Source organism: Erythrobacter sp. S267 (genome assembly GCF_057365045.1).
Genome location: NZ_CP200298.1, coordinates 1,645,961 through 1,667,610, shown reverse-complemented (window position 1 = coordinate 1,667,610; position 21,650 = coordinate 1,645,961). Strand labels below are relative to the sequence as shown.

22 protein-coding genes and 1 other RNA gene are annotated in these 21,650 nt (G+C 61.1%); 16 read left to right on the top strand and 7 right to left on the bottom strand.

Annotation, left to right across the window (positions count from 1 at the left end):
- Window positions 1-1,812, bottom strand: coding sequence for an ABC-F family ATP-binding cassette domain-containing protein (locus AC0V6X_RS07795; RefSeq protein ID WP_486184006.1), 1,812 nt, complete (start codon window positions 1,810-1,812; stop codon window positions 1-3).
- A gap of 101 nt (window positions 1,813-1,913) precedes the next feature.
- On the opposite strand from AC0V6X_RS07795, the gene AC0V6X_RS07790 reads away from it, so the two are divergent.
- The 8 genes from AC0V6X_RS07790 to AC0V6X_RS07755 all read left to right on the top strand — a co-directional run bounded on the left by AC0V6X_RS07790 (window position 1,914) and on the right by AC0V6X_RS07755 (window position 8,251).
- Window positions 1,914-2,672: an SIMPL domain-containing protein gene (locus tag AC0V6X_RS07790; protein WP_486184005.1), complete on the top strand. Its 759-nt coding sequence runs from the start codon at window positions 1,914-1,916 to the stop codon at window positions 2,670-2,672.
- A gap of 78 nt (window positions 2,673-2,750) precedes the next feature.
- Entirely contained in the window at window positions 2,751-3,092 is a 342-nt protein-coding gene (locus AC0V6X_RS07785; RefSeq protein ID WP_486184004.1) for a PepSY domain-containing protein, read from the top strand.
- 129 nt (window positions 3,093-3,221) lie between these two features.
- The gene (locus tag AC0V6X_RS07780) at window positions 3,222-3,899 is read left to right on the top strand and encodes a response regulator transcription factor (RefSeq protein ID WP_486184003.1); all 678 of its coding nucleotides are present in this window, start codon (window positions 3,222-3,224) and stop codon (window positions 3,897-3,899) included.
- A 4-nt stretch (window positions 3,900-3,903) separates the two neighbouring features.
- Window positions 3,904-5,385: a sensor histidine kinase gene (locus AC0V6X_RS07775; protein WP_486184002.1), complete on the top strand. Its 1,482-nt coding sequence runs from the start codon at window positions 3,904-3,906 to the stop codon at window positions 5,383-5,385.
- A gap of 90 nt (window positions 5,386-5,475) precedes the next feature.
- Entirely contained in the window at window positions 5,476-6,105 is a 630-nt protein-coding gene (locus AC0V6X_RS07770) for a sigma-70 family RNA polymerase sigma factor (protein WP_486184001.1), read from the top strand.
- Window positions 6,102-6,989, top strand: a complete 888-nt coding sequence (locus AC0V6X_RS07765) for a hypothetical protein (RefSeq protein WP_486184000.1) — start codon at window positions 6,102-6,104, stop codon at window positions 6,987-6,989. Before AC0V6X_RS07770 ends, AC0V6X_RS07765 begins: the two co-directional genes overlap by 4 nt.
- A 128-nt stretch (window positions 6,990-7,117) precedes the next feature.
- Window positions 7,118-7,681, top strand: a complete 564-nt coding sequence (locus tag AC0V6X_RS07760; protein WP_486183999.1) for a hypothetical protein — start codon at window positions 7,118-7,120, stop codon at window positions 7,679-7,681.
- 141 nt (window positions 7,682-7,822) lie between these two features.
- Window positions 7,823-8,251, top strand: coding sequence for a hypothetical protein (locus tag AC0V6X_RS07755; protein ID WP_486183998.1), 429 nt, complete (start codon window positions 7,823-7,825; stop codon window positions 8,249-8,251).
- Here the strand turns inward: AC0V6X_RS07755 and AC0V6X_RS07750 are convergent.
- A complete protein-coding gene (locus tag AC0V6X_RS07750) occupies window positions 8,248-8,568 on the bottom strand; it encodes a chorismate mutase (RefSeq protein ID WP_486183997.1) in 321 nt (106 codons plus the stop codon). The genes AC0V6X_RS07755 and AC0V6X_RS07750 overlap by 4 nt on opposite strands.
- Before the next feature lie 66 nt (window positions 8,569-8,634).
- Here AC0V6X_RS07750 and AC0V6X_RS07745 point away from each other — a divergent pair, with 66 nt between their 5' ends.
- The 3 genes from AC0V6X_RS07745 (at window position 8,635) to AC0V6X_RS07735 (ending at window position 12,501) form a co-directional block, all read left to right on the top strand.
- On the top strand, window positions 8,635-9,645 hold the full coding sequence (locus tag AC0V6X_RS07745) for a polyprenyl synthetase family protein (RefSeq protein ID WP_486183996.1): 1,011 nt from the start codon (window positions 8,635-8,637) through the stop codon (window positions 9,643-9,645).
- A gap of 19 nt (window positions 9,646-9,664) precedes the next feature.
- Window positions 9,665-12,091: an ATP-dependent helicase HrpB gene (hrpB, locus tag AC0V6X_RS07740; RefSeq protein ID WP_486183995.1), complete on the top strand. Its 2,427-nt coding sequence runs from the start codon at window positions 9,665-9,667 to the stop codon at window positions 12,089-12,091.
- Between the two features lie 131 nt (window positions 12,092-12,222).
- Complete coding sequence (locus tag AC0V6X_RS07735) at window positions 12,223-12,501, top strand: ETC complex I subunit (RefSeq protein WP_486183994.1); 279 nt, start codon at window positions 12,223-12,225, stop codon at window positions 12,499-12,501.
- A gap of 12 nt (window positions 12,502-12,513) precedes the next feature.
- Here the strand turns inward: AC0V6X_RS07735 and AC0V6X_RS07730 are convergent, their stop codons facing one another.
- Window positions 12,514-13,113: a hypothetical protein gene (locus tag AC0V6X_RS07730; protein WP_486183993.1), complete on the bottom strand. Its 600-nt coding sequence runs from the start codon at window positions 13,111-13,113 to the stop codon at window positions 12,514-12,516.
- 110 nt (window positions 13,114-13,223) lie between these two features.
- Here AC0V6X_RS07730 and ffs point away from each other — a divergent pair.
- From ffs to AC0V6X_RS07715, 3 genes are all read left to right on the top strand, one after another.
- Window positions 13,224-13,318: signal recognition particle sRNA small type (gene ffs, locus AC0V6X_RS07725), an RNA gene on the top strand.
- 85 nt (window positions 13,319-13,403) lie between these two features.
- Window positions 13,404-15,281 carry a DNA polymerase III subunit gamma/tau gene (locus AC0V6X_RS07720; RefSeq protein ID WP_486183992.1) on the top strand — a complete coding sequence of 626 codons (1,878 nt, stop codon included), beginning with the start codon at window positions 13,404-13,406 and terminating at the stop codon, window positions 15,279-15,281.
- 17 nt (window positions 15,282-15,298) lie between these two features.
- Window positions 15,299-15,640: a YbaB/EbfC family nucleoid-associated protein gene (locus tag AC0V6X_RS07715; protein ID WP_486183991.1), complete on the top strand. Its 342-nt coding sequence runs from the start codon at window positions 15,299-15,301 to the stop codon at window positions 15,638-15,640.
- Here AC0V6X_RS07715 and AC0V6X_RS07710 read toward each other — a convergent pair.
- Window positions 15,618-15,971, bottom strand: coding sequence for a hypothetical protein (locus AC0V6X_RS07710; RefSeq protein ID WP_486183990.1), 354 nt, complete (start codon window positions 15,969-15,971; stop codon window positions 15,618-15,620). The genes AC0V6X_RS07715 and AC0V6X_RS07710 overlap by 23 nt on opposite strands.
- A gap of 12 nt (window positions 15,972-15,983) precedes the next feature.
- Window positions 15,984-16,604 carry a hypothetical protein gene (locus AC0V6X_RS07705; protein WP_486183989.1) on the bottom strand — a complete coding sequence of 207 codons (621 nt, stop codon included), beginning with the start codon at window positions 16,602-16,604 and terminating at the stop codon, window positions 15,984-15,986.
- Between the two features lie 171 nt (window positions 16,605-16,775).
- Between AC0V6X_RS07705 and lon the strand changes: the two genes are divergently transcribed.
- Both lon and AC0V6X_RS07695 read left to right on the top strand, forming a co-directional pair.
- Window positions 16,776-19,172: an endopeptidase La gene (gene lon, locus AC0V6X_RS07700; protein ID WP_486183988.1), complete on the top strand. Its 2,397-nt coding sequence runs from the start codon at window positions 16,776-16,778 to the stop codon at window positions 19,170-19,172.
- Between the two features lie 257 nt (window positions 19,173-19,429).
- Window positions 19,430-19,702: an HU family DNA-binding protein gene (locus tag AC0V6X_RS07695; protein ID WP_486183987.1), complete on the top strand. Its 273-nt coding sequence runs from the start codon at window positions 19,430-19,432 to the stop codon at window positions 19,700-19,702.
- Window positions 19,703-19,802: 100 nt separating this feature from the next.
- Here AC0V6X_RS07695 and AC0V6X_RS07690 read toward each other — a convergent pair whose 3' ends face one another.
- Both AC0V6X_RS07690 and AC0V6X_RS07685 read right to left on the bottom strand, forming a co-directional pair.
- The gene (locus tag AC0V6X_RS07690) at window positions 19,803-20,684 is read right to left on the bottom strand and encodes a hypothetical protein (protein WP_486183986.1); all 882 of its coding nucleotides are present in this window, start codon (window positions 20,682-20,684) and stop codon (window positions 19,803-19,805) included.
- Between the two features lie 24 nt (window positions 20,685-20,708).
- Complete coding sequence (locus AC0V6X_RS07685) at window positions 20,709-21,506, bottom strand: TrmH family RNA methyltransferase (protein ID WP_486183985.1); 798 nt, start codon at window positions 21,504-21,506, stop codon at window positions 20,709-20,711.
- Window positions 21,507-21,650 lie beyond the last annotated feature (144 nt).

The window sequence follows — 21,650 nt, the reverse complement described above, 5'->3', positions numbered from 1 at the left end:
TCACCCTTCAACCTGTTCGGCGATGGTGAGCCAGCGTTCCTCCGCCGCATCCTTCTCTGCACGCGCATTCTCGATGCCTTTTGAGATGGTCGCAAAACGCTTCGGATCGGTCTGGAACAGGTCGGGATCGGCGAGGATCGCTTCGCCCTTGGCAATCGCGGCCTCCAACTCCTCAATCCGCGCAGGGAGGAGCTCGTAGTCGCGCTGGTCCTTGTAAGAGAGCTTGTCCGACACGGCCGGCTTTGCGGAAGCGGCTGGGGCGGGAGAGGGCTTGGCTCCCGTGCCTGACTTCGCCTTCTTTGCCATTGGCTTCTGCCGCTTCGCCTCCCAATCGGCATAGCCGCCCGCGACAATGTCGACCTTGCCCGTCCCGTCGAGGCCGAGCGTAATCGTCACGGTCTTGTCGAGAAAGTCGCGGTCGTGGCTGACGATCAGGACAGTGCCGTCAAAGTCCGCGATCACTTCCTGCAACAGGTCGAGTGTCTCAAGATCGAGGTCGTTGGTCGGCTCGTCGAGCACCAGCAGGTTGGCGGTGCGCGCGAATTCGCGGGCGAGCAGCAGGCGAGACCGCTCTCCGCCCGACAGGATGCCGACTTTGGTGTCGACGATCTTGGGATCGAACAGAAAGTCCTTGAGATAGGCCTGCACATGTTTGCGTGCACCCCGCACGTCGATCCAGTCGCCGCCCTGCGCCAGAATATCGCGGACGCTCGCATCGGGTTCGAGCAGCTTGCGCTGTTGGTCGATCATCACGCCAGACAGCGTGCGCGCATGGGTGATTGTGCCGGTGTCTGGCTCCAGCTCCTTGGTCAGCAGCTTGAGCAAAGTCGTCTTGCCCGCACCGTTCGCACCGACGATCCCGATCCGGTCGCCGTTCTGGATGCGCAGGGTGAAGGGCTTGATGATAGCTCGGTCATTGTAGGACTTCGAGATGCCTTCTGCGACGATCACCGACTTCGATTTGAACTCTTCATCATTAGCGAGCTTCAGCTTGGCGGTTCCGCTGTCAGAGATCATCGCCGCCCGTGCCGCGCGCATCTGATAGAGTTTCTCGAGCCGTCCCTGATTGCGCTTTCGCCGTGCAGTGACGCCGCGTTCGAGCCAGTGCGCTTCGATCTTCAGCTTGGCGTCCATCTTCTCCGCCGCGCGCGCTTCTTCGGCGTAGACCTGCTCCTCCCAAGCCTCATACCCGCCAAAGCCGACTTCCTTGCGCCGCAAGGTTCCGCGGTCGAGCCACAGGGTCGCGCGGGTTAGTCGTTTGAGAAAGGTCCGGTCGTGGCTGATCGTGATGAAGGCGCCTTTGTAGCGGGTCAGCCAGTCCTCCAGCCAGTCAATCGCACCCAGGTCGAGGTGGTTTGTGGGCTCGTCCAACATCAGCAGGTCAGGCTCTTGGGCAAGTGCGCGAGCGATGGCAGCACGGCGTCTCTCGCCTCCGCTGGCGCTGGCCGCGTCCGTCGCCATATCGATGCCAAGCTGCCCTGCGATGCTCTCAACTTCGTGCGCGGCTGGGGCGTCGTCTCCGTCTAGCGCAAAGTCCATCAGGGTTGCGAAGGGAGAGAAATCGGGCTCCTGCTCCAAAAAAACGATCCGCATGTTAGGCTTTACCCGCCGCGTGCCTCGGTCCGTTTCGATCCGGTCGTCGATCACTTTGAGCAGCGTCGTCTTCCCCGCTCCGTTTCGCCCGATCAACGCGAGCCGGTCTCCGGGCAGGACATGCAAGTCCATCGGAGCCACGTCTGGCCCGCCGAAAAGCCAGCGGCCGCCTTGTTGCAGGCCAAGCCCTTCGAGCGATAGGATAGGAGGTTGTGCCATAGTCGGCTGAGGCAAGTAGGGGCTTGCATCCAAGCTGCCAAGACGGTTCAGTAGTGTGCAAGGCATCGCTTGCCACAAAGATGCACACAGGAGGACTTCACATGATCCGCACAACTCTCGCCGCTTTGGCCGTATCCGCTCTCGCGATCCCCGCAATCTCGCTCCCAACCGCCGCCTATGCGACACAGGTCGAGATTGAGGCGGAGGGCCCGGTGATCGAGCTTTCCGTTTATGAAAGCATCACAGCTGACCCTGACCTTGTGACCATCGGCGCTGGTGTCACAACAGAAGCTCGCAGTGCAGTCGAGGCGATGCGGCTCAACGCGATTGAGATGCGCAAGGTGATCGACCAGATCAAAGCTCTGGGCGTGGAAGAGAAGGATATCCAGACCACCGGCATCTCTTTGAACCCGCGCTATGACTATGACCGCAACACGCAGCGCAATATCTTCCGTGCGTACCAGGTGTCGAACCGCGTCAGTGTGAAGTTGCGCGAGATCGAGCAGACCGGCGCGGCGCTGGATGCGTTGGTCTCGGCTGGCGCAACGGATCTGAGCGGACCAACCTTCAGCATTGAAGACGACACCGCAGCCAAAGCGCTCGCCCGTGAACGTGCCGTGGAGCGTGCCGAGGAACGTGCGACGGCTTATGCGGCCATGTACGGCTATGACGGCGTCAATATCCTCTCAATCAGCGAGAGCATTCAGGGCCGCAGCCCCGGCCCGATGGCCATGCGCGAAGTTGCAGAGGCCGACGTTGTCTCCGCAGCGCCGACTCCGGTGCAACCCGGACAGGTCAGCACGGGCGTCTCAATCACGATCAAATATGAAATGGTTGAGGAAGAGGGCGCGGAACAGTAACAGTCTCGCAACCTGAACGCGCAGGCAGAGGGATATTCACTGCATGTTCAAAGCGAGGGGGCTAAGACCACAGGCACGATGAGCAAGACCCATATCCTATTCCCGGCATTGGCCGCTGTGACAGCGATGATTGCGCTTAACGTTGGTGCGTCGCCTGCCGATGCGCATAACCGGCTGGCAGTGCAGGAACAGTCGCGCTCTGACCAGAGTGAGGCGCGGCGGGAAATGCGCGCAGGCCGTATTCTGACGATCCGCGAGATCGAAGGTCGCGTGCTGCCACGCATGCGCGGATATGAGTATCTGCGCTTCGACTATGACCAGACCGCCTATGCCTACCGGCTCAAATTCATCAAGGATGGCCGTGTCACCTATATCGATGTCGATGCGCGCACAGGCCGCATTATCAACCGGTCGAACTAGACCTTCATGCACAATCGCTCGGGGATGACACCCACTTTGGCGCGATGCGCTCGCTTGACCTTGGCGATGCGAGCGCGCAAGCCTTTCACAAAGACCATTCTGGCAATCACTTAAGCATCACGGTGGACCATGCGCATTCTGATCGTCGAAGACGAACCCACACTTGGCCAGCAGCTGAAAACCACGCTGGAGCAAACCGGATATGCCGTCGATCTGTCGACCGATGGTGAGGATGGACACTTCCTTGGCAGCACAGAGGATTACGACGCCTGTATCCTCGACCTTGGCCTGCCAGAGATTGACGGGCTGTCTGTGCTGGGAATGTGGCGAAAGGAAGGGCGCGACTTTCCTGTCCTGGTCCTGACCGCGCGCGACAGCTGGTCGGACAAGGTCGCAGGGCTGGATGCCGGCGCGGACGACTACCTCGCTAAACCGTTCCAGACCGAAGAGCTGATCGCCCGCCTGCGCGCGCTTATCCGCCGTGCATCCGGCAACACCTCCTCCGAACTGACCGCCGGCAAAGTCCGGCTGGACACACGCTCTGGCCGGGTGACGCTGGATGGAGAGCCGGTCAAACTGACCGCGCAGGAGTACAAGCTCCTCTCCTACCTGATGCACCACAAGGGCAAGGTTGTCAGTCGTACTGAGTTAATCGAGCACATCTATGATCAGGATTTCGACCGCGATTCGAACACGATCGAAGTGTTCGTCACCCGCATCCGCAAGAAACTTGGCGCAGAAGTGATAACGACGATCCGTGGCCTCGGTTACAGCCTCGACGACCCGGCAGACGCTCCCAGAGCGTGACGGCATGCCTGATGGTTCCGCCAAAGGCGGCCCGGTTGACGCTGAGCCAGCCCCTCTTGGTGCCATGTCGGCTGAGGCAGCGATAGAGCAAGCCAGAGGCGATATTCTCGACCGCCCGCGTGGTAGCCTTGCACGGCGCATGGGACTGATCGCGGCGGGCTGGATCACTATGCTGCTGCTGGTGGGTGGGATTGCGCTGGAACGCACTCTGACCAGTCAGGTCGATGACAATCTGGACGAGCAACTATCCTACATTCTATCGGCGATGATCGCATCGACGGAAATTGGCCCTGATGGAGAGGTCTTTTTCTATCGAAGGCTGGGCGATCAGCGTTTTCTCGAACCGAATAGCGGCCTTTATTGGCAGATAAGCGCCCAAGATAAAGAGGACTTCCCTTCCTACTCGTTGATCGAAGACGCCTCACAGAGCTTGTGGGACAATACACTTAAGCTCAAAGGCGTGACCGACGCAGAGGAATTCAACGCTGATCCGATGTTTTACGACAGCGATCAGTTCGAAGATGAACCTCTGCGGATTGTTGAACGGACAGTTGTATTACCCGGTAGTGAGACCCGTTGGACTTTCGCCGTCGCCTCCGCGACGCAAGAGGTAGACCAGCAGAAGTCCGACATCCGGCGGATCCTGATCTGGAGCTTCGCGGTGTTGGGGCTCGGTCTGATCATCATGGCGCTGCTGCAAATCCGTTATGGCCTCTCTCCCCTGCGACGGGTTGAGGCGGCGATCTCCAAGCTGCGCACCACGGGCGACAACCGCATCACAGAGCCGCTCCCAACAGAGGTCCAGCCTCTGGTCGAGGAAGTGAACGCGCTGCTCGAACACACGGAGAAGCAGGCGGAGGAAGCGCGCATGCATGCGGGTAATCTCGCCCATGCGCTGAAGACGCCGCTGACCGTTCTGACCAACGCTGCAACGGCGCGCGATCCGAAGCTGAACGAAGCGGTCTTCCGCGAGACGAAGACGATGCAGCGCCATGTCGACCACCACTTGGCCAGAGCCCGCGCGGTCGGTCGCCGCGCGGTCGGCCAAGCCCGCACCAATGTCCGCCAGAGCGCGGAGGCGGTGCGCCGCGCGGTTGAGCGCCTTTATCCCAACGGACGGCTGGACATTGCAGGCAGCAATGATGCTTTGGTCGCGATTGAGCGTCAGGACTTGGACGAAATCCTCGGCAATCTTATTGAAAACGCGGCCAAATATGGCGGCGGGAGTGTGTTCGTCACAGTCGACCACGAACCGGGCAGTCCGCTTTGCCGCATCTGGATCGAGGACGATGGCACCGGCATCCCAGAGAAAGAGCGCAACGACATCTTCGCCCGCGGCGCTCGGCTGGACACCGGCAAGCCCGGCACCGGCCTTGGCCTTGCCATCGTGCGCGATGTGGCGGAAATCTACGGCGGCTCCGTAACTCTTGGTGAGAGCGAGGATCTGGGCGGCTTGCTGGTCGACCTGAGACTGCCGAGAGCCTGACCTTCACCCACTTGGCGACAAGCAATGCATTTTTTCGCGAAGGGTTTGGCTTGCCGCTCCGTTTAAGGGGCAAGACGCGCGAAAGGAACCATGAGCGGCGATAGAGCCAGTCAAGGCAACGCATCATCCGGCGGGCTTCCCGCTGGCCCCGATGGTGTGTCCGACAGCGGCCTGCTCCGCCGCATCGCCAATCGCGAAGAGGCGGCCTTTCGCGAGGCCATTGCTGATCACGCTGAGGCGCTCCACCGGATTGCCTATCGTATGCTCGGCATCGCGGCGGAGGCGGAGGACATTGTGCAGGAAGCGCTCTTGCGCCTGTGGGACAAGGCCCCCGGCCTCGCAGAAGGACTGCCGGGAACCTTCGTCATGCGCGCGTGGCTCAAGCGGGTCACGGTCAACCTCGCCATCGACCGGCTGCGCGCGTCAAAGCGCGTGTCGGGACAGGACGTACCAGAACGGGCAGACGATGCGCCGCTTGCCGACACTCAGATCGAGGAGCGCGAAAAAGTGGGCACTGCGCGCGCATTGATTGAGAGCCTGCCGGACCGCCAACGCGCGGCCATCGTGCTGACCTATTACGAAGAGTTGCCCAACAGCGAAGCGGCGGACGCCATGGACATGAACATCAAGGCCTTTGAATCGCTGCTTCACCGGGCGCGCACGGCGCTCAAATCGTCATATTCCGCGCAAAGCAGCGTTCGCGGGGAGGGAAGACAATGACCGGCACCAATGATCCCTTCGACCCGGCCTTCGATGCGGAGCTGAATGCTGCGCTGTCGGATGATCGCGTTCCCGCCATGACCGGTGATTTCGCCGACCGCGTGGTGGCCGCAACCGCGACCCGCGCCGCGCCTCTTCCCCGCACGCGCCAGCCACCGAAGCCCAGCACGCGCTGGCGCAGCGCGCGGCGGCTGGTTATCGGTGCGGCTGCTGCAGGCGTGCTGGGTACAGCGGCGGCGGCATCGGGGTTGCTTGAGGAGCTTGGCGTCGATCTGCCTTCTCCGGCGGAAGTCTGGTCAGCTGTGACAGGTGCTCAGAGTGAGCTTGAACCGCGCGCTGCGCCGATCTTCGAACCCGCCCCTCAACCTGAAACCACGACCACGATCGAAGGGCCTATCGACACGCCTGAAGAGCTGGAAGAAGCCTTTCGCCGGGTTGATGAGGTGCGCGACAATCGCCGCGCCAACCGCCGCGACCGGGTCGATGATCGGATTGATGCTGTTCTGGAACGTCGTCGTCAGCAAGGTCTGCCCGCACCCACACCTGAGGAGGAGGCCGCCTTGCGCGAACGGCTCGAGAGCTTTCGCGAACGCAACGATGCGCGGATAGAGGCGCGCACGCAGACGCGGCGGGACGAGCTGCGCGAGGAACTCGACGAGAACGGCACGGTGACCCCGCAAGATGTCATCCGCTCCTCCGAGCGTGACCGGGCCATGGCAGACAGGATTGAGCGGTTCCGCGACCTCTCGCCTGAGGAACGACGCGACCGGCTAAGGCAATGGCGTGAACGTCGCCAGGACCGGCTGCGGGAAGAGGCGGCTCCGGAGGCCGTCGAAGAGGTCGAGGAACCTCCCGCCGATCTTGCGCCTGAACCTCCCGAATAAAATATGCGCCGCTCGCGAAGGGTTTCTGGAACGCGCCCGTCTTACTCGATGTCAGCCGCTGCGAATGGGTGGATTTGCATCGGCCTGACATTGGATCTGTAAGACACGATGCAAAAAGGAATTCGACGATGAAAACGCCCCTGACTTTTCTCGCCCTGTGCAGCCTCACCGCGACCGGCGCTCTGGCACAAGAGCAGACCCGCACGCGGACCTATGAAGGCCCGAATGTGAGCTCCACCCGTACCACCACGGTCAATCCCGAAACCGGCACCGCGACGCGCGAACGTGAGGCGACCAACCTCAACAACGGCAACACGGCTACCAGCAGCGCGGTTCGCCAGCGCACTGAAACCGGCGCGACTGTGGATGTGCAACAGACCGGCCCGCGGGGCAATTCGCGCTCCCTGACCGGTGAGCGCACCCGGACCGAGAACGGCTCTGTCTTCGAAGGAACAGCGACGGGACGGGCAGGCAATTCCTATGATCTTGCAGGAGAACGCACCCGCGATGGTCGCGGCAATCGCAGCTCCAGCCAGTCGGTGACCAATTCGGAAGGCCGCGAAGTTGCATCGCGCGAACGCAGCCGCACCATCGAGAATGGCCGTGTCAATCGCAGCACTGCCCGCTCCGGCCCGCGCGGTGAGCGCCAACGCAGCTCCTCGCGCCCGGTGCGTCCGTCACGCCGCCGCTAAACGGCTCTCCTCTGACCGAGGCCCCAGCGATGGGCGCCGGTGCCGCGCGGTGCCGGCGCCCATTCTTCTCGCCAAGCAGGTTCAGATCGCGTTCAATTGTCCGGCGCGATGTTTCGCGTCGCAAAATGGGGAAATGTACCTGTGACGATCAGAACCGCTTATGCTTTGTCCACCGGATCCCTGCTCTTGGCAGGTTGCGCGATCAATCAGGAAACCCCCAATAATTTCACCGCCGAGCGTTCGGTTTTCCATAACCCTTATGTTGCCCCGGAACTCGCACAGGGCAATGTTGGCCCTGAAACAGGCGACCCCGCTCTCGATGCGCGGCGTCCCTATCTCGACGGCCTGTTTTACCCGGGACGCGGCCGATACGCCTATGACCGCGATGGCAACCGCGTCCGTATCTCTCGCGAAAGCCGACGCGATCTCCGCCGCCGGCTAGAAGCGCTTGAGGCGATTGAGGAAGGCAACGCGATCAGGGCTGCAATCAGAGCGCGTGAGGCAGAAAACCTGCCGCCACCTTTGCCTTCAGCGCCGCCGATAGCCCAAGCGGGCAATGCTCCAGACTAACCCTCGCGTGCCTTCTCGTGGTGGCGGATCACTTCTTCGATGATGAAGCGCAGGAATTTCTCGCTGAATTCGGGATCGAGATCAGCCGCTTCTGACAGGGCTCTCAGCCGAGCAATCTGACGCTTTTCACGCTCCGGATCGGCGGGTGGCAGAGTGACCTTCGCCTTATACTCACCCACCGCCTGCGTGATGCGGAACCGTTCTGCCAACATATGGATGATCGCGGCATCGATATTGTCGATGCTCTTGCGATAGCCGGCGAGAACCGCATCGGCGGCAGGTTCGGGCGAAGGCGAGTGTTGCGTGGGATGCGTCATAAGCCTCAAACGTAGCACCAATTCATCGCTTGCCAAGCGCGCAGAGGTGCCCCTAAGGCGAGGGCCATGACCGCTGATGTCGTCCCTCTGCCGCGCAAACAGCCGACGCTCGACCCAATGCTTGCTCTGACCGCGAGCGGGATGAACGACGTGAATACCGTCATTCTTGAGCGGATGCAGAGCGAAATCCCGCTTATTCCGCGCCTTGCGGGCCATTTGATCTCAGGTGGAGGCAAGCGTTTGCGACCGATGCTGACGCTCGCAGGCGCTGAGCTGGTCGGCTATAATGGTACCCGCCATCACAAGCTGGCCGCGGCGGTCGAGTTCATCCACACCGCAACTTTGCTGCACGACGACGTCGTCGATGGCAGCGAATTGCGGCGCGGCAAGGCGGCAGCGAATATCGTTTTCGGCAATCCCGCGACTGTTCTCGTCGGCGACTTCCTGTTCAGCCGCGCCTTTGAGCTGATGACCGAGGATGGCTCGCTCAAAGTGCTCAAGATTCTCAGCCACGCATCTGCTGTGATTGCAGAGGGCGAAGTCTCCCAACTGACAGCCCAGCGCCAGATCGAGACGAGCGAGGAACGCTACCTCCACATTATCGGCGCGAAAACTGCGGCTCTCTTTGCCGCCGCGAGCCAGATCAGCGCCGTGGTCGCTGAGTGCTCAGAAGACGAAGAACGCGCTCTGGAGGATTACGGGCGCAATCTGGGCGTCGCCTTCCAGCTAGTTGATGACGCGATCGACTACGATTCCGATGCCGCCCAAATGGGCAAGGACCAGGGCGACGACTTCCGCGAAGGCAAGATGACTTTGCCCGTCATCCTCGCTCATGCGCGCGGAGACGAGGCGGAGCGCAAGTTCTGGAAGGACGCGATCCTTGGCCATCGTTCTTCGGATGAGGATTTTGCCAAAGCGGTTGAGCTGATCGAGAAGCACAACGCTCTCGAAGACACCCGCGAGAAAGCGCGCCACTTTGCGCAGCGGGCGATCGACGCAATTTCGATCTTCCCCGACAGCAAAGCGCGCGCCGCCATGGGCGAAGCCGCGCAATTTGCAGTCGCGCGCGGATATTGATTTCGTCTAACAAGCGGGCGTGAGCCTCGACCTTCCCATTAATGCAGTCCTGCCCGACGTTGCGGCGGCTTTGGCGCGTCATGGCGCGGGCGTTCTGATTGCCCCTCCCGGAGCGGGCAAGACGACGGCGGTTGCGCCCCATCTGCTGGGGCAGGATTGGTGCTCCGGCCAGATCATCATCACCTCACCCCGCCGTGTCGCCGCGCGCGCCGCTGCCGAGCGTATGGCGCAGACCATGGGCGAGAAGGCAGGCGAGACGATTGGCTATATGACCCGGCTCGACAGCAAGGTCTCTGGGCGCACCCGCGTGCTGGTTGTGACCGAGGCTATTCTGGTCAACCGGCTGGTCGAGGACCCCGAGCTGCCCGGCGTCAGCGCGATCCTGTTTGACGAAGCGCATGAGCGGCATCTCGACAGCGATCTGGGGCTGGTACTGGCGCTTGAGACCCGCTCTGTGCTGCGCGAAGATCTGCGCGTGCTGGTCATGTCGGCGACCATTGATGGCGAACGCTTTGCTGGATTGCTGGGCGAGGACGCTCCGGTGATCGAAAGCGAGGGGCGCAGCTTTCCTCTGGAAATCAAATGGCTTGGCGCAAACTCTTCGCTGCGGATCGAGGATCAGGTGGCGGGTGCGGTAATGACCGCGTGGCGCGAGCAACAAGGCGATATTCTCGCTTTTCTCCCGGGCGTCGGCGAGATCGAGCGGGTGCGAGAGCGGCTGGAGCCGAGGCTGCCGGATACTCCGATCCTGCCGCTGCATGGACAAATTGAACCCGCAGGTCAGCGAGCAGCCATCCGACGCGATGTGGAGGGGCGGCGCAGGGTCGTCCTCGCCACCGCCATCGCGGAGACATCGCTGACGCTAGATAATGTGTCGGTTGTGGTGGATAGCGGCCTCGCTCGCTTCGCCGAATATGACCGTGCGGCGGGAACGACACAGCTGGTCACACGGCGCGCAAGCCAGGCTGCGGCAACCCAGCGAGCAGGGCGCGCGGCGCGGCAGGGGCCGGGGGTTGCCTATCGCCTGTGGGAGGAGGGAGGCCATCTGGGCCGTCCCGAATTTGCACCGCCGGAGATTGCGATTGCGGACCTCACCGCGCTGATCCTCAAGCTCGCAAAATGGGGCGCGAGCGATCCGACAGAGCTGGCCTGGCTGGACACGCCTCCGCCTGCGTCCGTGGCTGCGGGCAGGGCGGCTTTGGAAGCGCTGGGAGCGTTGGATGAAGCGGGCCGGATCACCGATTGGGGACAGGCGATTGCGGCTTTGCCCATGGCGCCTGACCAAGCGGCCTGCGTGCTCTACGGCGCGCGCTCGGGCTGCGCTCAGGATGCGGCGCGGCTGGTTATGCTCTCGCAGGAGCGGGGCTTGGGCGGGCGCAGCGAAGACCTCGGAGATCGCCTCAATCGGTGGCGCTCGGATCGTTCCAAACGAGCGGAGAGCGCTGCGCGGATTGCCAGGGGTTGGGCCAAGTCGGCAACAAAGCTGGTCACAGGGCACGACCCTCTCGACCTGACGCCTGCCGAATGTCTTGCGCTCGCCAGACGCGGTTTCGTGGCAAAGCGCCGTGACGGCAATGGCGAAAGCTGGATCAGCGCAAGCGGTCGCGGCTTCCAACTTGACCCCGCCTCCTCGCTCGCGCGTGCGGAGTGGATCGTCATCGGCGATGCGGTAGGCCAAGCCAAGGGAGCTCGCATCACCGCGGGGCTGGAGTTGGGCACCGGCCAAGTCGAGGCGCTGTTTGCCGATGAACTTGAAGAGCGTTCGCTAGCCCGTTGGAACTCTGGTAAAAAGCGAGCAGAGGCACGGCGCGAGAAGAGGCTAGGTGCCATCGTCCTTCAAAGCGCTCCTGACCCGCAGCCAGGCCCGGCTGTGTTTGTGGACATCCTTGTGGAGAAGGCTCTGGACAGCCTGGGAGCAATTCTCCCACCGGGCTTTCTGGAGCGCGCGGGCTTTGCCGGGATTGAAGAACTGTCCGAGAGCAATTTGTGCGAGCAAGCCGCGCTGTGGCTCAGCCCACTGCTCGAAGGACGCCGCGACCTCGATCTGCCCGCTGGCCGTTACGCTGACGCCGCGCTGGGCCTGCTGGATTGGGACACACGTCAAAAGCTCGATCAGACCGCTCCCACCCATTTTACATCGCCTGCCAAGACGACCCATCGGATCGACTATGCGGGCGATGATGCGCCGAGCGTAGAGGTGCGGGTGCAGGCACTGTTCGGGCTCGATCAGCATCCGATGATCGGCAGCACGCCGTTGCTGCTTAAACTCACCAGTCCCGCAGGTCGCCCGATTCAGTCGACCCGCGATCTGCCCGGATTCTGGCGCGGAAGTTGGTCCGATGTGGCGAAGGATATGAAGGGCCGCTACCCAAAGCATCGCTGGCCTGATCAACCGTGGACCGAAAAGCCGAGTTTGAAGACAAAAAACGCCTTCAACCGCGGATAGCTATGGGTTATCGGGAGTTGCGAGAACCGACTGCGAAAGCGGTCGCAAGGCCGACCGGCCGCCGCGGCTAATGCCGCGAAAGCCAAGGCGGGCGGATGCCCGCCGCCCGGCGTTTGAGGGACGAAACAAGAATGTCAGCCATCATTTACCAAATTCCGAAAAGCGCGATGCAATCGGGCAAGGCGAAGCTCGACACGTGGGTGCTTGAATTTGAGCAGAGCGAAGCGCGCAAACCCGACCCTTTGATGGGCTGGACCGGCAGCGGTGACACGCAGGCGCAGGTCAAGCTTACCTTCCCGACCAAGGACGCGGCCAAGGCCTATGCTGAGAAATACGGCATCACCGCGCGCGTGCACGCGACGCCTGCCAAATCACTCAAGCTGCAAAGCTACGCCGACAATTTCCGCTAAGCGCTTGCGCAATTATCCAGCGAAGCCGATGCGCCCTTCATCATAAAGGGTGCGGCAATCATTGGCGTCGCGGCCCAGATCTTCGTCAACCAAGTTTTCGGCCATACCCGGCCCGTTGAAGCGCGGATCGTCGCATTCGCCGTCATTGGCCCAGCGACTTGAATTGTCGCCGAAATCGCCACCATCACTGCGCTCTTGGATCATTCCAGCCTCGAAGAGAGTGCGGCAATCCGTTGCATCCTTGAAAGCGTCGTCTTTCACCAAAGATGTCGCCATACCGCTGCCTTCGTAACGCGGGTCATCGCATTCGCCATCATTGGCCCATTGGCTCGAATCGTTGCCGAAGGAGCTCGCGCCAGCGCGAGTCGTTCCGAGAACCGAGATTGAACCCGCATCGAAGAGCGTTTTGCAGTCAGTCGCATCGCGCAAGGTGTCTTCATCAAGCAGAATCTCAGCCATTCCTTCGCCTTCAAAGCGGGGATCGTCGCATTCGCCGTCATTGGCCCACTGGCTCGAATCGTCGCCGAACTGGATGTCCTGCGCGTGTGCGGGAGCCGTGACCAGCGCACCGGCCAGAGCGATCGAAGAGATGGTAGAGATAGCAGTCTTCATGGATTTCCCCCTTTGTCGGTGGACATTATCGCGCTTTAAGGAATGAACAAAGACTGAAGTTCGGCGTGCATTTCAGCTTGAAAATCGACGTGCCATCGCCATAGAGGGTTTCGGGAGTTGGGTGGACGTTTGCGTTCGCTCACCGGGTCAGGACCGGAAGGTAGCAGCCCAGGTGAATTGCGGCGGGTCGCTCGGCTCCTTTTTTAGGCTGCACCAGCTCATCTCCTTTTCCATCACAACTTTCAATCAGCGCCATGACAAATGGCGAGCATGCGCCTAGCTTGGCGCTTGTGACTGATTCCGATCCAGATCTGCCCGAAGATGAAATCGAAGAGGACGCCCCGAGCGCGGCCGAGTTAGAGGCTGCGGGGCAGAATTCGATGTTTGGTGGAGACGATATGGGAGGCGCGCCGCCCGCTCCTCCTCCTCCCCCATCGCCTCCCGTTCCGGAGGCTGAGCCCGCTTCCGCACCAGCCGCCGCTCCCTCAGAGCAAAACGCGGCCCCTGCGCCTCAAGCGGAGCCTGACCAGGCTTACCGTGTTCTGGCGCGCAAATATCGCCCGGGCACTTTCTCCGAACTGATCGGACAAGAGCCAATGGTTCGCACGCTCGCCAATGCGATTGAGCGGGACCGGCTGGCCCATGCCTTCTTAATGACCGGGGTGAGGGGGGTCGGCAAGACCTCGACCGCGCGCCTTATCGCGAAGGCTTTGAATTGCATCGGACCCGATGGGCAGGGCGGGCCAACGATCGACCCGTGCGGCGTGTGCGAACACTGCACCGCCATTGCGGAAGGCCGCCATATCGACGTGATCGAGATGGACGCCGCCTCCCACACCGGTGTTGACGACGTGCGCGAGATTATTGAGCAGGTGCGTTACGCCGCCGTCTCTGCGCGCTACAAAATCTACATCATCGACGAAGTTCACATGCTGTCGCGCAACGCGTTCAACGCGCTGCTCAAGACGCTGGAAGAGCCGCCCGCTCACGTCAAATTCCTGTTCGCCACAACCGAAGTCGACAAGCTGCCGGTGACGGTGCTCAGCCGCACACAGCGCTTTGACTTGCGCCGCATACCCGCAGCGCTCTTGCAAGAGCATTTCGGCAATGTCTGCGCCAAGGAAGGCGTTGAGGCAGAGGAAGAAGCGCTCGCCATTGTCGCCAACGCGGCAGAGGGCTCTGCGCGCGACGGGCTCTCGATCCTTGATCAGGCTATTGCTCATGCGGATATGGATGCCGCCGGCGGGGGCGCTGCCAAGGTGACGGCTGAACGCGTTCGCAACATGCTTGGCCTTGCGGATAAGAGCGCACAGCGGCGGGTATTGGGTGACCTTCTTAAAGGCGACGCACAGGCATTGCTCGCTGGTGTGGATGAGCAATATGCGCTGGGCGTTGAGCCGCTTTCGCTGATGCGCGCGTTGATGGACCTTGTTCACCGCATCACTTTGGCACAGGTCTCGGGCGGAGAGCCCGACGCGCCCAGTGAGGAAGAGCGCAGCGCTCTGGCTGACTTTGCGAGTAAGCTGGGCGCAGCAGAACTGCACCGGCTGTGGCAGTTGATGCTTAAGGGACATGAGGAAGTGCGAACCTCTCCTGATCCTTTGGTCGCTCTCCAAATGGCGCTTTTGCGGGTGCTCCACGCAGCGCAAATGCCCGATCCTGGCAAGCTGGCGAAGAAATTGGAGGAGCTGGCTCAGGCTGGACCTGCGCCTACGGCTGCTCAGGCTGGTGAGGGTGCGAGTGCTCCCAGCGCGGCGGCTCCGGCACCTGCTTCCGCTCAGCTCGAATGGGGAGCCTTGGTCGAGCAGGTCGCGCAGGCCGGTCAGCTGATCGCAGAAGGCGTGATGCGTGACCGCATTCGGGTCATTGAATTGAGCGACGGAAAGCTCATCTATCAAAGGTGCGACGACTTTGCGGAGGACCCCGCGCCGATTGTCCGCGATGCTCTGCTCAAGCTAACCGGCAAGCGCTGGCAAGTTGAGCAAGGATCAGGCCCGGCGCAGCCCTCCTTGCGCGAAAGTGCCGAAGCCGACGCAAGGGCAGAAGAGGAACGCATTCGCGCGCACCCCATGGTAAAAGCCGCGCTGGAGGCATTCCCCGATGCCGAATTGATTGACCCTAAGGATAACGTCGCCAAGGCTTCCTCAGCCGGCGGCAGATGGAACTGAAGACAAAGGAATATCCCATGAAGAGCATGGAAGAAATGATGCAGGCGGCACAGCAAGCCGCAGAGACCATCCAGAAACAGATGGGCGACATGCAGGTCAAACTCGACGCGATCGAGGTTGAAGGTCAGGCAGGCGGCGGCCTTGTGAAAGTCCGCGCTTCCGCCAAGGGCCGCATTCTGGGTGTCAGCATCGACGACAGCCTGATGAAGCTGGAAGAAAAGAACATCGTCGAAGATCTCGTAACCGCCGCCTTCAACGATGCGCGCGACAAAGCGGACCGGGTTTCCGAAGAGCAGATGAAGGAAATGCAGGGCTCAATGGGCCTGCCGCCGGGCTTCAACCTGCCGGGCATGGGTTGAGCCTATTGCCCATCTGCCAGGGTAACGGCCTAGCTGGCCAAAACTTCGGGTCTTTGTCTTTCAGATAGTTGTATAGTGCGCTCCAAGATTTGGATTCGCGCGGAACATAAGTGTTCGACGTATTTCCGGTCGATTTACCCCAGTGGAAGAAGCGGTAAACGCCATAAACGCCCACTACGAAACAAATACTGATGATGGGAAACGTTACCCAAATCCACGGATTGGTGGACTTTAAACCACCCTCTTCCGCGATCACGGCCGCCACACAGATTAGCGTCATTCCAAGCCACAACCAAAGGACGGCGGGCAGCTCTTTAGGTTCTTCTTCCACCTGTCTGTGTGCCTAGCTCACCTTGCGTCCGAATGTGGGACGCACGGCGGGGCGGAGTTCTGGCGGGAAGGGCTGGGCAGGGGCCTCAGCAGCCGCACCATCTACCTCGGCTTGCCCCTCCGCTGCAGAGGCGTCGCGGCGTGACATGTAGCGCGCAAGCGCTGCGTCAGGGTCAAAGTCGGTTTGATCCTCTTGCGCAACACTTTCGCTCTCTGCGAGGCGACGAGCGGGTCGCACCTCTGGTGCTGGCGCGGCTGTTGCTTCAACCTCGACCGGAGCCTGATCGCGCCTTGCCATATAGCGGGCAAGAGCGGCGTCGGGATCGAAGTCACTGTCTTCGGCAGCGGCGTCTTGCTCGCCATCGGCCAAGCGTTTCGCAGGGCGAGTGTCATTTGTGACCTTCTTGGCCTTAGGCTCGGGTGGAGGGGCGTCTCCCATTTGCACGCGGATCGCTTGGATCGCTCCAGCGCCGCCTTTGATGAAGCAAAAGACAGCGCCGCCCAGCGGTATCATAGCCGCGACGTAATAGGGCAGGCGATCAGTTGGTGTCACACCTCGTTCGCCGATCCATTCAAAAGAACCGGATGCGAACAGGCACACGAACCCAATGGCAATCCACCAGATGTAATGCATAACTTTGCTCCCTGAGGAAGCGCGGCCTAGCGCAGATTGGTTAAGCAGCGGTTTTCCCTGCGCTTAGCTCCCTTCCACAGCTTCCTTGGACAAGCCATTGCGAGGAGGGGGAGGGCTTCCCATATTCCTTTGCAATTGGCGCGCCCAAATGGCGGCCTCGGACACAATAATATGACACAACATTTCCCTCTCTTGCCCCTGCGCGACATTGTCGTTTTCCCCGGCATGGTCGTGCCCCTGTTCGTTGGGCGCGACAAATCGGTGGCCGCCTTGGAAGCGGCGATGGAGGCGTCGAAAGACATCTTTCTCCTCGCCCAGCTCAACCCAGGCACAGACGATCCCGAGGGCGATGATCTGTATGACGTCGGCGTAATCGCGCAGGTCTTGCAGCTGCTGAAGCTGCCCGATGGAACGGTGCGCGTGTTGGTCGAAGGGACCGCGCGCGCCTCGCTCACGTCTCTGCGCAAAGAGGGCGACTATGTCCTCGCCGAGGTTGACCTGCGTGAGCCGGAGACGGTCGCGGGCAGCGAAGTCACGGCATTGATGCGGCAAGTGACTCAGCAATTCGGCGAATATGCCAAGCTCAACAAGAAGATGGGCGAGGAGACCAATGTCGACCTCACCGATGTTGATGATGCGGGGCAACTCGCCGACACCATCGCCGCTGCGCTGAGCGCCAAGGTCTCCGACAAGCAATCGATCCTGACCGAAGCGAGTCCGTTGAAGCGGCTCGAACTGGTCATGGCGTTTATGGAGGGCGAGCTCTCCGTGCTTCAGGTTGAGCGCAAGATCCGGGGCCGCGTGAAGCGTCAGATGGAGAAAACGCAGCGCGAATATTACCTCAACGAGCAGCTCAAAGCGATCCAGAGCGAGCTTGGCGGATCGGACGATGGCGAAGGCGACGAGATCGCTGAGCTGACTGAGAAGATCGAGAAGACCAAGCTCTCCAAGGAAGCACGCACCAAGGCTAAGGCGGAGCTGAAGAAGCTGCGCGGCATGCAGCCGATGAGCGCTGAGGCGACCGTGGTGCGCAACTATCTCGACATTCTGCTTGGCCTGCCATGGGGCAAGAAGAGCCGGGTGAAGAAGGACATCGCAAAGGCACAAGAAGTGCTCGATGCAGATCACTACGGGCTTGAAAAGGTCAAGGACCGCATCATCGAATATCTCGCGGTCCAAGCTCGCACCAACAAACTGAAGGGTCCGATCCTCTGCCTCGTCGGCCCTCCCGGCGTCGGCAAGACCTCGCTCGGCAAATCAATTGCCAAGGCGACGGGGCGCGAATTCGTGCGCCAGTCGCTCGGCGGGGTGCGGGATGAAGCGGAAATCCGCGGACACCGGCGGACTTACATTGGCTCAATGCCCGGCAAGATCGTCAACAATCTGAAGAAGGCCGGGACCAGCAATCCACTGTTCCTGCTCGATGAGATCGACAAGCTTGGTCAGGACTTCCGCGGCGATCCGGCGTCGGCTCTGCTCGAAGTTCTCGACCCAGAACAGAACGACAAGTTCCAGGATCACTATCTGGAGCTCGACCTCAACTTGTCGGACATCATGTTTGTTACGACGGCCAACAGTCTCGACCTGCCGCAGCCGCTGCTCGACCGGATGGAGATCATCCGGCTGGAGGGCTATACGGAGGACGAGAAGGTCGAGATCGCGACGCGTCACCTGATCGACAAGCAGGTGCGCGACCATGGCTTGAAGAAAGGCGAGTTTGAACTGACCGAAGAAGGTCTGCGCGACCTCATCCGTTTCTACACACGCGAAGCTGGCGTCCGCACACTGGAACGCGAAATCGCGCGGCTGGCGCGTAAGAGCCTGCGTAAGATCCTCGAGAAGCAGGCGACCTCTGTCACGATCACGCCCGACAACCTCGGCGAGTTCGCAGGCGTGCGCAAATTCAAGCACGGCATGAGCGAGGACGAGGCGCAGGTTGGCGCTGTGACTGGCCTTGCCTGGACCAGCGTGGGAGGCGAGCTTCTCACGATCGAAAGCGTCACGACTCCCGGCAAAGGTGAGATCAAAACCACCGGTAAGCTTGGCGATGTGATGCAGGAAAGCGTCGCGGCGGCGTTCTCCTTCGTCAAAGCGCGCGCGCCGAGCTACGGCATCAAGCCCTCGCTCTTCCAGCGCAAGAACATCCATATCCACTTGCCCGAAGGCGCCGTTCCCAAGGATGGGCCGAGCGCGGGTGTGGGCATGGTGACGAGCATCGTCTCGACCCTCACTGGAGCCGCAGTCCGTCCTGATATCGCGATGACGGGCGAAGTCACTCTGCGTGGCCGGGTGTTGGCGATTGGCGGACTGAAGGAGAAGCTACTGGCGGCTCTTCGAGGCGGAATTACGACCGTTCTTATCCCCGAAGAGAATGTCAAAGACCTCGCTGAGATACCCGACAATGTGAAGGAAGGGTTGGAGATCGTTCCGGTCTCGCATGTCGATCAGGTGCTTGAACAGGCGATCATCGATATGCCCGCTCCGATAGAGTGGACTGAGGCCGATGATCTCGCCTCGCAGCCGGGTATGACACAGCCTCCAGCTTCGGACGTGCCAACCGCGCATTGATCCGCTATGGCCTGCGCTTCCGACCGCGAATCGCGGCCGGGTCGCAGCGGCAAAATGGCTGATCTCACAAAGGGACAGCCAGCCTTCGAAAGCTCGAATGAGCCTCGGCTTGCCGTAAAACAGCCATTGAGCGGCCAAATGGGTACGTTGTGGGGCTAAATGCCTTTGACAGTGCTTTGAAAAAAAGCTCAATCTAGGCGCTTTGACGGGGGCGATTCACTCCAGTCAGTCCGAATGTGAACGAGGGGAAAACCACAATGAACAAAAACGATCTGATCAGCGCGGTTGCCGAAACCAGCGGTCTTTCCAAAAGCGATGCAGCGAACGCCGTTGAAGGCGTGTTCGATGCGATCCAGAAAGCGCTCGCAGGTGGTGACGAAGTGCGACTGGTCGGGTTCGGGACTTTTGCCGTTGCCAAGCGCAAGGCCTCCATGGGACGCAACCCTCGTACAGGTGAGCCCATGCCGATCCCAGCTTCCAATCAACCCAAGTTCAAGGCTGGCAAGGGCCTTAAAGACGCGGTCAACTGACCAGCCTTTGGCGATCCTACGCCGAACTTGCTGATACGAAATAAATGACCCCGCCAATCACCGGATTGGCGGGGTCTTTCTTTTCAAAGCCATCAACCGATTAGCTGCCACTCAGATCGATCAGAGCGGTTGGCGGTGAGCTGGTAGTAGGCGTGATCTCCCACACAAGAGCCTCTCCGCGATCGGTCGTGACAGAGCCTTCATCGGTGTTGTTGGCGCGGATGCGTCCATTGGTGATGATCGTGAAGGTGCCCTCCATCTGAGGCACATTCGGCGTTTCGTTTGCGACGCCAGACGTATTGTCGCCCATCGCCGCCATCGCGCCAAGGCCGCCCATGCCGCCCATCATCGCGGCCATCGGATTGCCTTCGCCGCTCGATCCAAAGCCGGGTGCATTGATGCGGACAATGTCACCGTCGCGCAGGATCATTTGTACGAAGGGATTGGTCATCGGCACGTCTTCGATGACCGGGAACATGAAGTCGTGGCTGAGCTCACCTTCAATGCGGTAGGTCACGTCGAACACGCCGTCGCCCATGTCGACGACCCGCTCCCAACCTTCCTGGCGTTGAAGCATCTGAGCGATCTTGGCAGTTGCTTCCGGATCGGAGGGGTCGATCCCGCCCATCATCGCTGACATTTGCTCCGCCTGCTGGGCTTGCTCAGCAGCACGCGCTTCGGCTCCGGCTTCCCACTCGGCGCGTTGTTCTGCAATCTCAGCCTCGGTGCAGTCGCGGTCTTCGAAGGTTTCTTCGTCGTAGCAGCCGATCGGTTCAAACTCATCATCGCCTGCCATCGCAGCGAGATCGGACAGCGCGAGGAAGAAAATCTCACCCTCATAGGTGAAGCTGAAGCGTTCCTTGTCCATAAGAACCAGCTCGCTGGTGAACTTGCCCGGTGTGATGAAACAACCGGTCAAGAGCAGCGAAAGGCTCGCTAGCACCGCGGTGGCCAGTTTCTTGGGATGGTGGTGGAGGCTCATCGAAATTCCCCTTGTTAAAGCGCGCTAGTCTGCGCCGCGCGTCGCCGCAGCATATAGCGCAATAGCTGCAGCATTAGAAACATTTAGGCTTTCTATCGCGGAGCTGATTGGTAACCTTGCCAGCGCATCGCAATGTCCGGCGATGTTGTGCCGCAACCCTTCGCCTTCCGCTCCAAGGACCAAAGCGAGCGCTCCGGTTGGCATCGCTTCGGCCAACGTTGCCTCTGCTTCTCCGGCCAGCCCAATGCGCCAATAGCCCGCTTCGGCCAGCTCATCCAAAGCGCGGGCGAGGTTGACGACGCGCACCCATGGAATGGTCTCCAACGCGCCCGAAGCTGACTTGGCGAGCACGCCTCCCTCTGGCGGCGCATGGCGGTCTTGGGTGACGATACAGGCCGCTCCGAATGCGGCGGCGGAGCGCAGGATCGCGCCGACATTATGCGGATCGGTTACTTGGTCTAGGATGACCACAGGACGCGCAGGATCACCGGTGGCAACCGCATCAAGGAACACGTCGTCGAGCGCCTCGCACTCCAGCACCAACCCCTGATGCGGCGCATCCTTGGCGACGAGGCGCGCAAGATCAGTCACATCGGCATATTCGACCGGAAAATCGGGCGGCAGCTCACCGTCGAGGGTCTCGATACCCTCGCGCGTTGCCCACAGCTTGCGGTGCTTGCGCTCCGGGTTCTTGAGCGCTGCTTCGACCGGGTGACGGCCCCACAGCCGCACATGGCCAGCCGTCGACCTGCCAGAGCCGCGTCCGCCCTTCATCCGGCCAGCTCGCCCTCTTAGAGCTTTCTTGCGCTCACCTTTTGCCATTTGTGTTCCTGTTTTTCGTGTTTGTGCGCGCTCCCTGCCAGCAGGCCCATTGACAGGCAAGGCCAGCTTCGCCAAAGAGCCGCCTCTCGGCAGCGGGACCGCACAGGTTTCGTCTACGGCAAAGCGGGCCATCTGATGGCTCTT

What these genes read in the sequence shown, in the direction of transcription:
- AC0V6X_RS07795 (WP_486184006.1), bottom strand. Translation starts at nt 1,812, where the DNA reads ATGGCACAACCTCCTATCCTATCGCTCGAAGGGCTTGGCCTGCAACAA.
- AC0V6X_RS07790 (WP_486184005.1), top strand. Translation starts at nt 1,914, where the DNA reads ATGATCCGCACAACTCTCGCCGCTTTGGCCGTATCCGCTCTCGCGATC.
- AC0V6X_RS07785 (WP_486184004.1), top strand. Translation starts at nt 2,751, where the DNA reads ATGAGCAAGACCCATATCCTATTCCCGGCATTGGCCGCTGTGACAGCG.
- AC0V6X_RS07780 (WP_486184003.1), top strand. Translation starts at nt 3,222, where the DNA reads ATGCGCATTCTGATCGTCGAAGACGAACCCACACTTGGCCAGCAGCTG.
- AC0V6X_RS07775 (WP_486184002.1), top strand. Translation starts at nt 3,904, where the DNA reads ATGCCTGATGGTTCCGCCAAAGGCGGCCCGGTTGACGCTGAGCCAGCC.
- AC0V6X_RS07770 (WP_486184001.1), top strand. Translation starts at nt 5,476, where the DNA reads ATGAGCGGCGATAGAGCCAGTCAAGGCAACGCATCATCCGGCGGGCTT.
- AC0V6X_RS07765 (WP_486184000.1), top strand. Translation starts at nt 6,102, where the DNA reads ATGACCGGCACCAATGATCCCTTCGACCCGGCCTTCGATGCGGAGCTG.
- AC0V6X_RS07760 (WP_486183999.1), top strand. Translation starts at nt 7,118, where the DNA reads ATGAAAACGCCCCTGACTTTTCTCGCCCTGTGCAGCCTCACCGCGACC.
- AC0V6X_RS07750 (WP_486183997.1), bottom strand. Translation starts at nt 8,568, where the DNA reads ATGACGCATCCCACGCAACACTCGCCTTCGCCCGAACCTGCCGCCGAT.
- AC0V6X_RS07745 (WP_486183996.1), top strand. Translation starts at nt 8,635, where the DNA reads ATGACCGCTGATGTCGTCCCTCTGCCGCGCAAACAGCCGACGCTCGAC.
- AC0V6X_RS07735 (WP_486183994.1), top strand. Translation starts at nt 12,223, where the DNA reads ATGTCAGCCATCATTTACCAAATTCCGAAAAGCGCGATGCAATCGGGC.
- AC0V6X_RS07730 (WP_486183993.1), bottom strand. Translation starts at nt 13,113, where the DNA reads ATGAAGACTGCTATCTCTACCATCTCTTCGATCGCTCTGGCCGGTGCG.
- AC0V6X_RS07715 (WP_486183991.1), top strand. Translation starts at nt 15,299, where the DNA reads ATGAAGAGCATGGAAGAAATGATGCAGGCGGCACAGCAAGCCGCAGAG.
- AC0V6X_RS07705 (WP_486183989.1), bottom strand. Translation starts at nt 16,604, where the DNA reads ATGCATTACATCTGGTGGATTGCCATTGGGTTCGTGTGCCTGTTCGCA.
- lon (WP_486183988.1), top strand. Translation starts at nt 16,776, where the DNA reads ATGACACAACATTTCCCTCTCTTGCCCCTGCGCGACATTGTCGTTTTC.
- AC0V6X_RS07695 (WP_486183987.1), top strand. Translation starts at nt 19,430, where the DNA reads ATGAACAAAAACGATCTGATCAGCGCGGTTGCCGAAACCAGCGGTCTT.
- AC0V6X_RS07690 (WP_486183986.1), bottom strand. Translation starts at nt 20,684, where the DNA reads ATGAGCCTCCACCACCATCCCAAGAAACTGGCCACCGCGGTGCTAGCG.
- AC0V6X_RS07685 (WP_486183985.1), bottom strand. Translation starts at nt 21,506, where the DNA reads ATGGCAAAAGGTGAGCGCAAGAAAGCTCTAAGAGGGCGAGCTGGCCGG.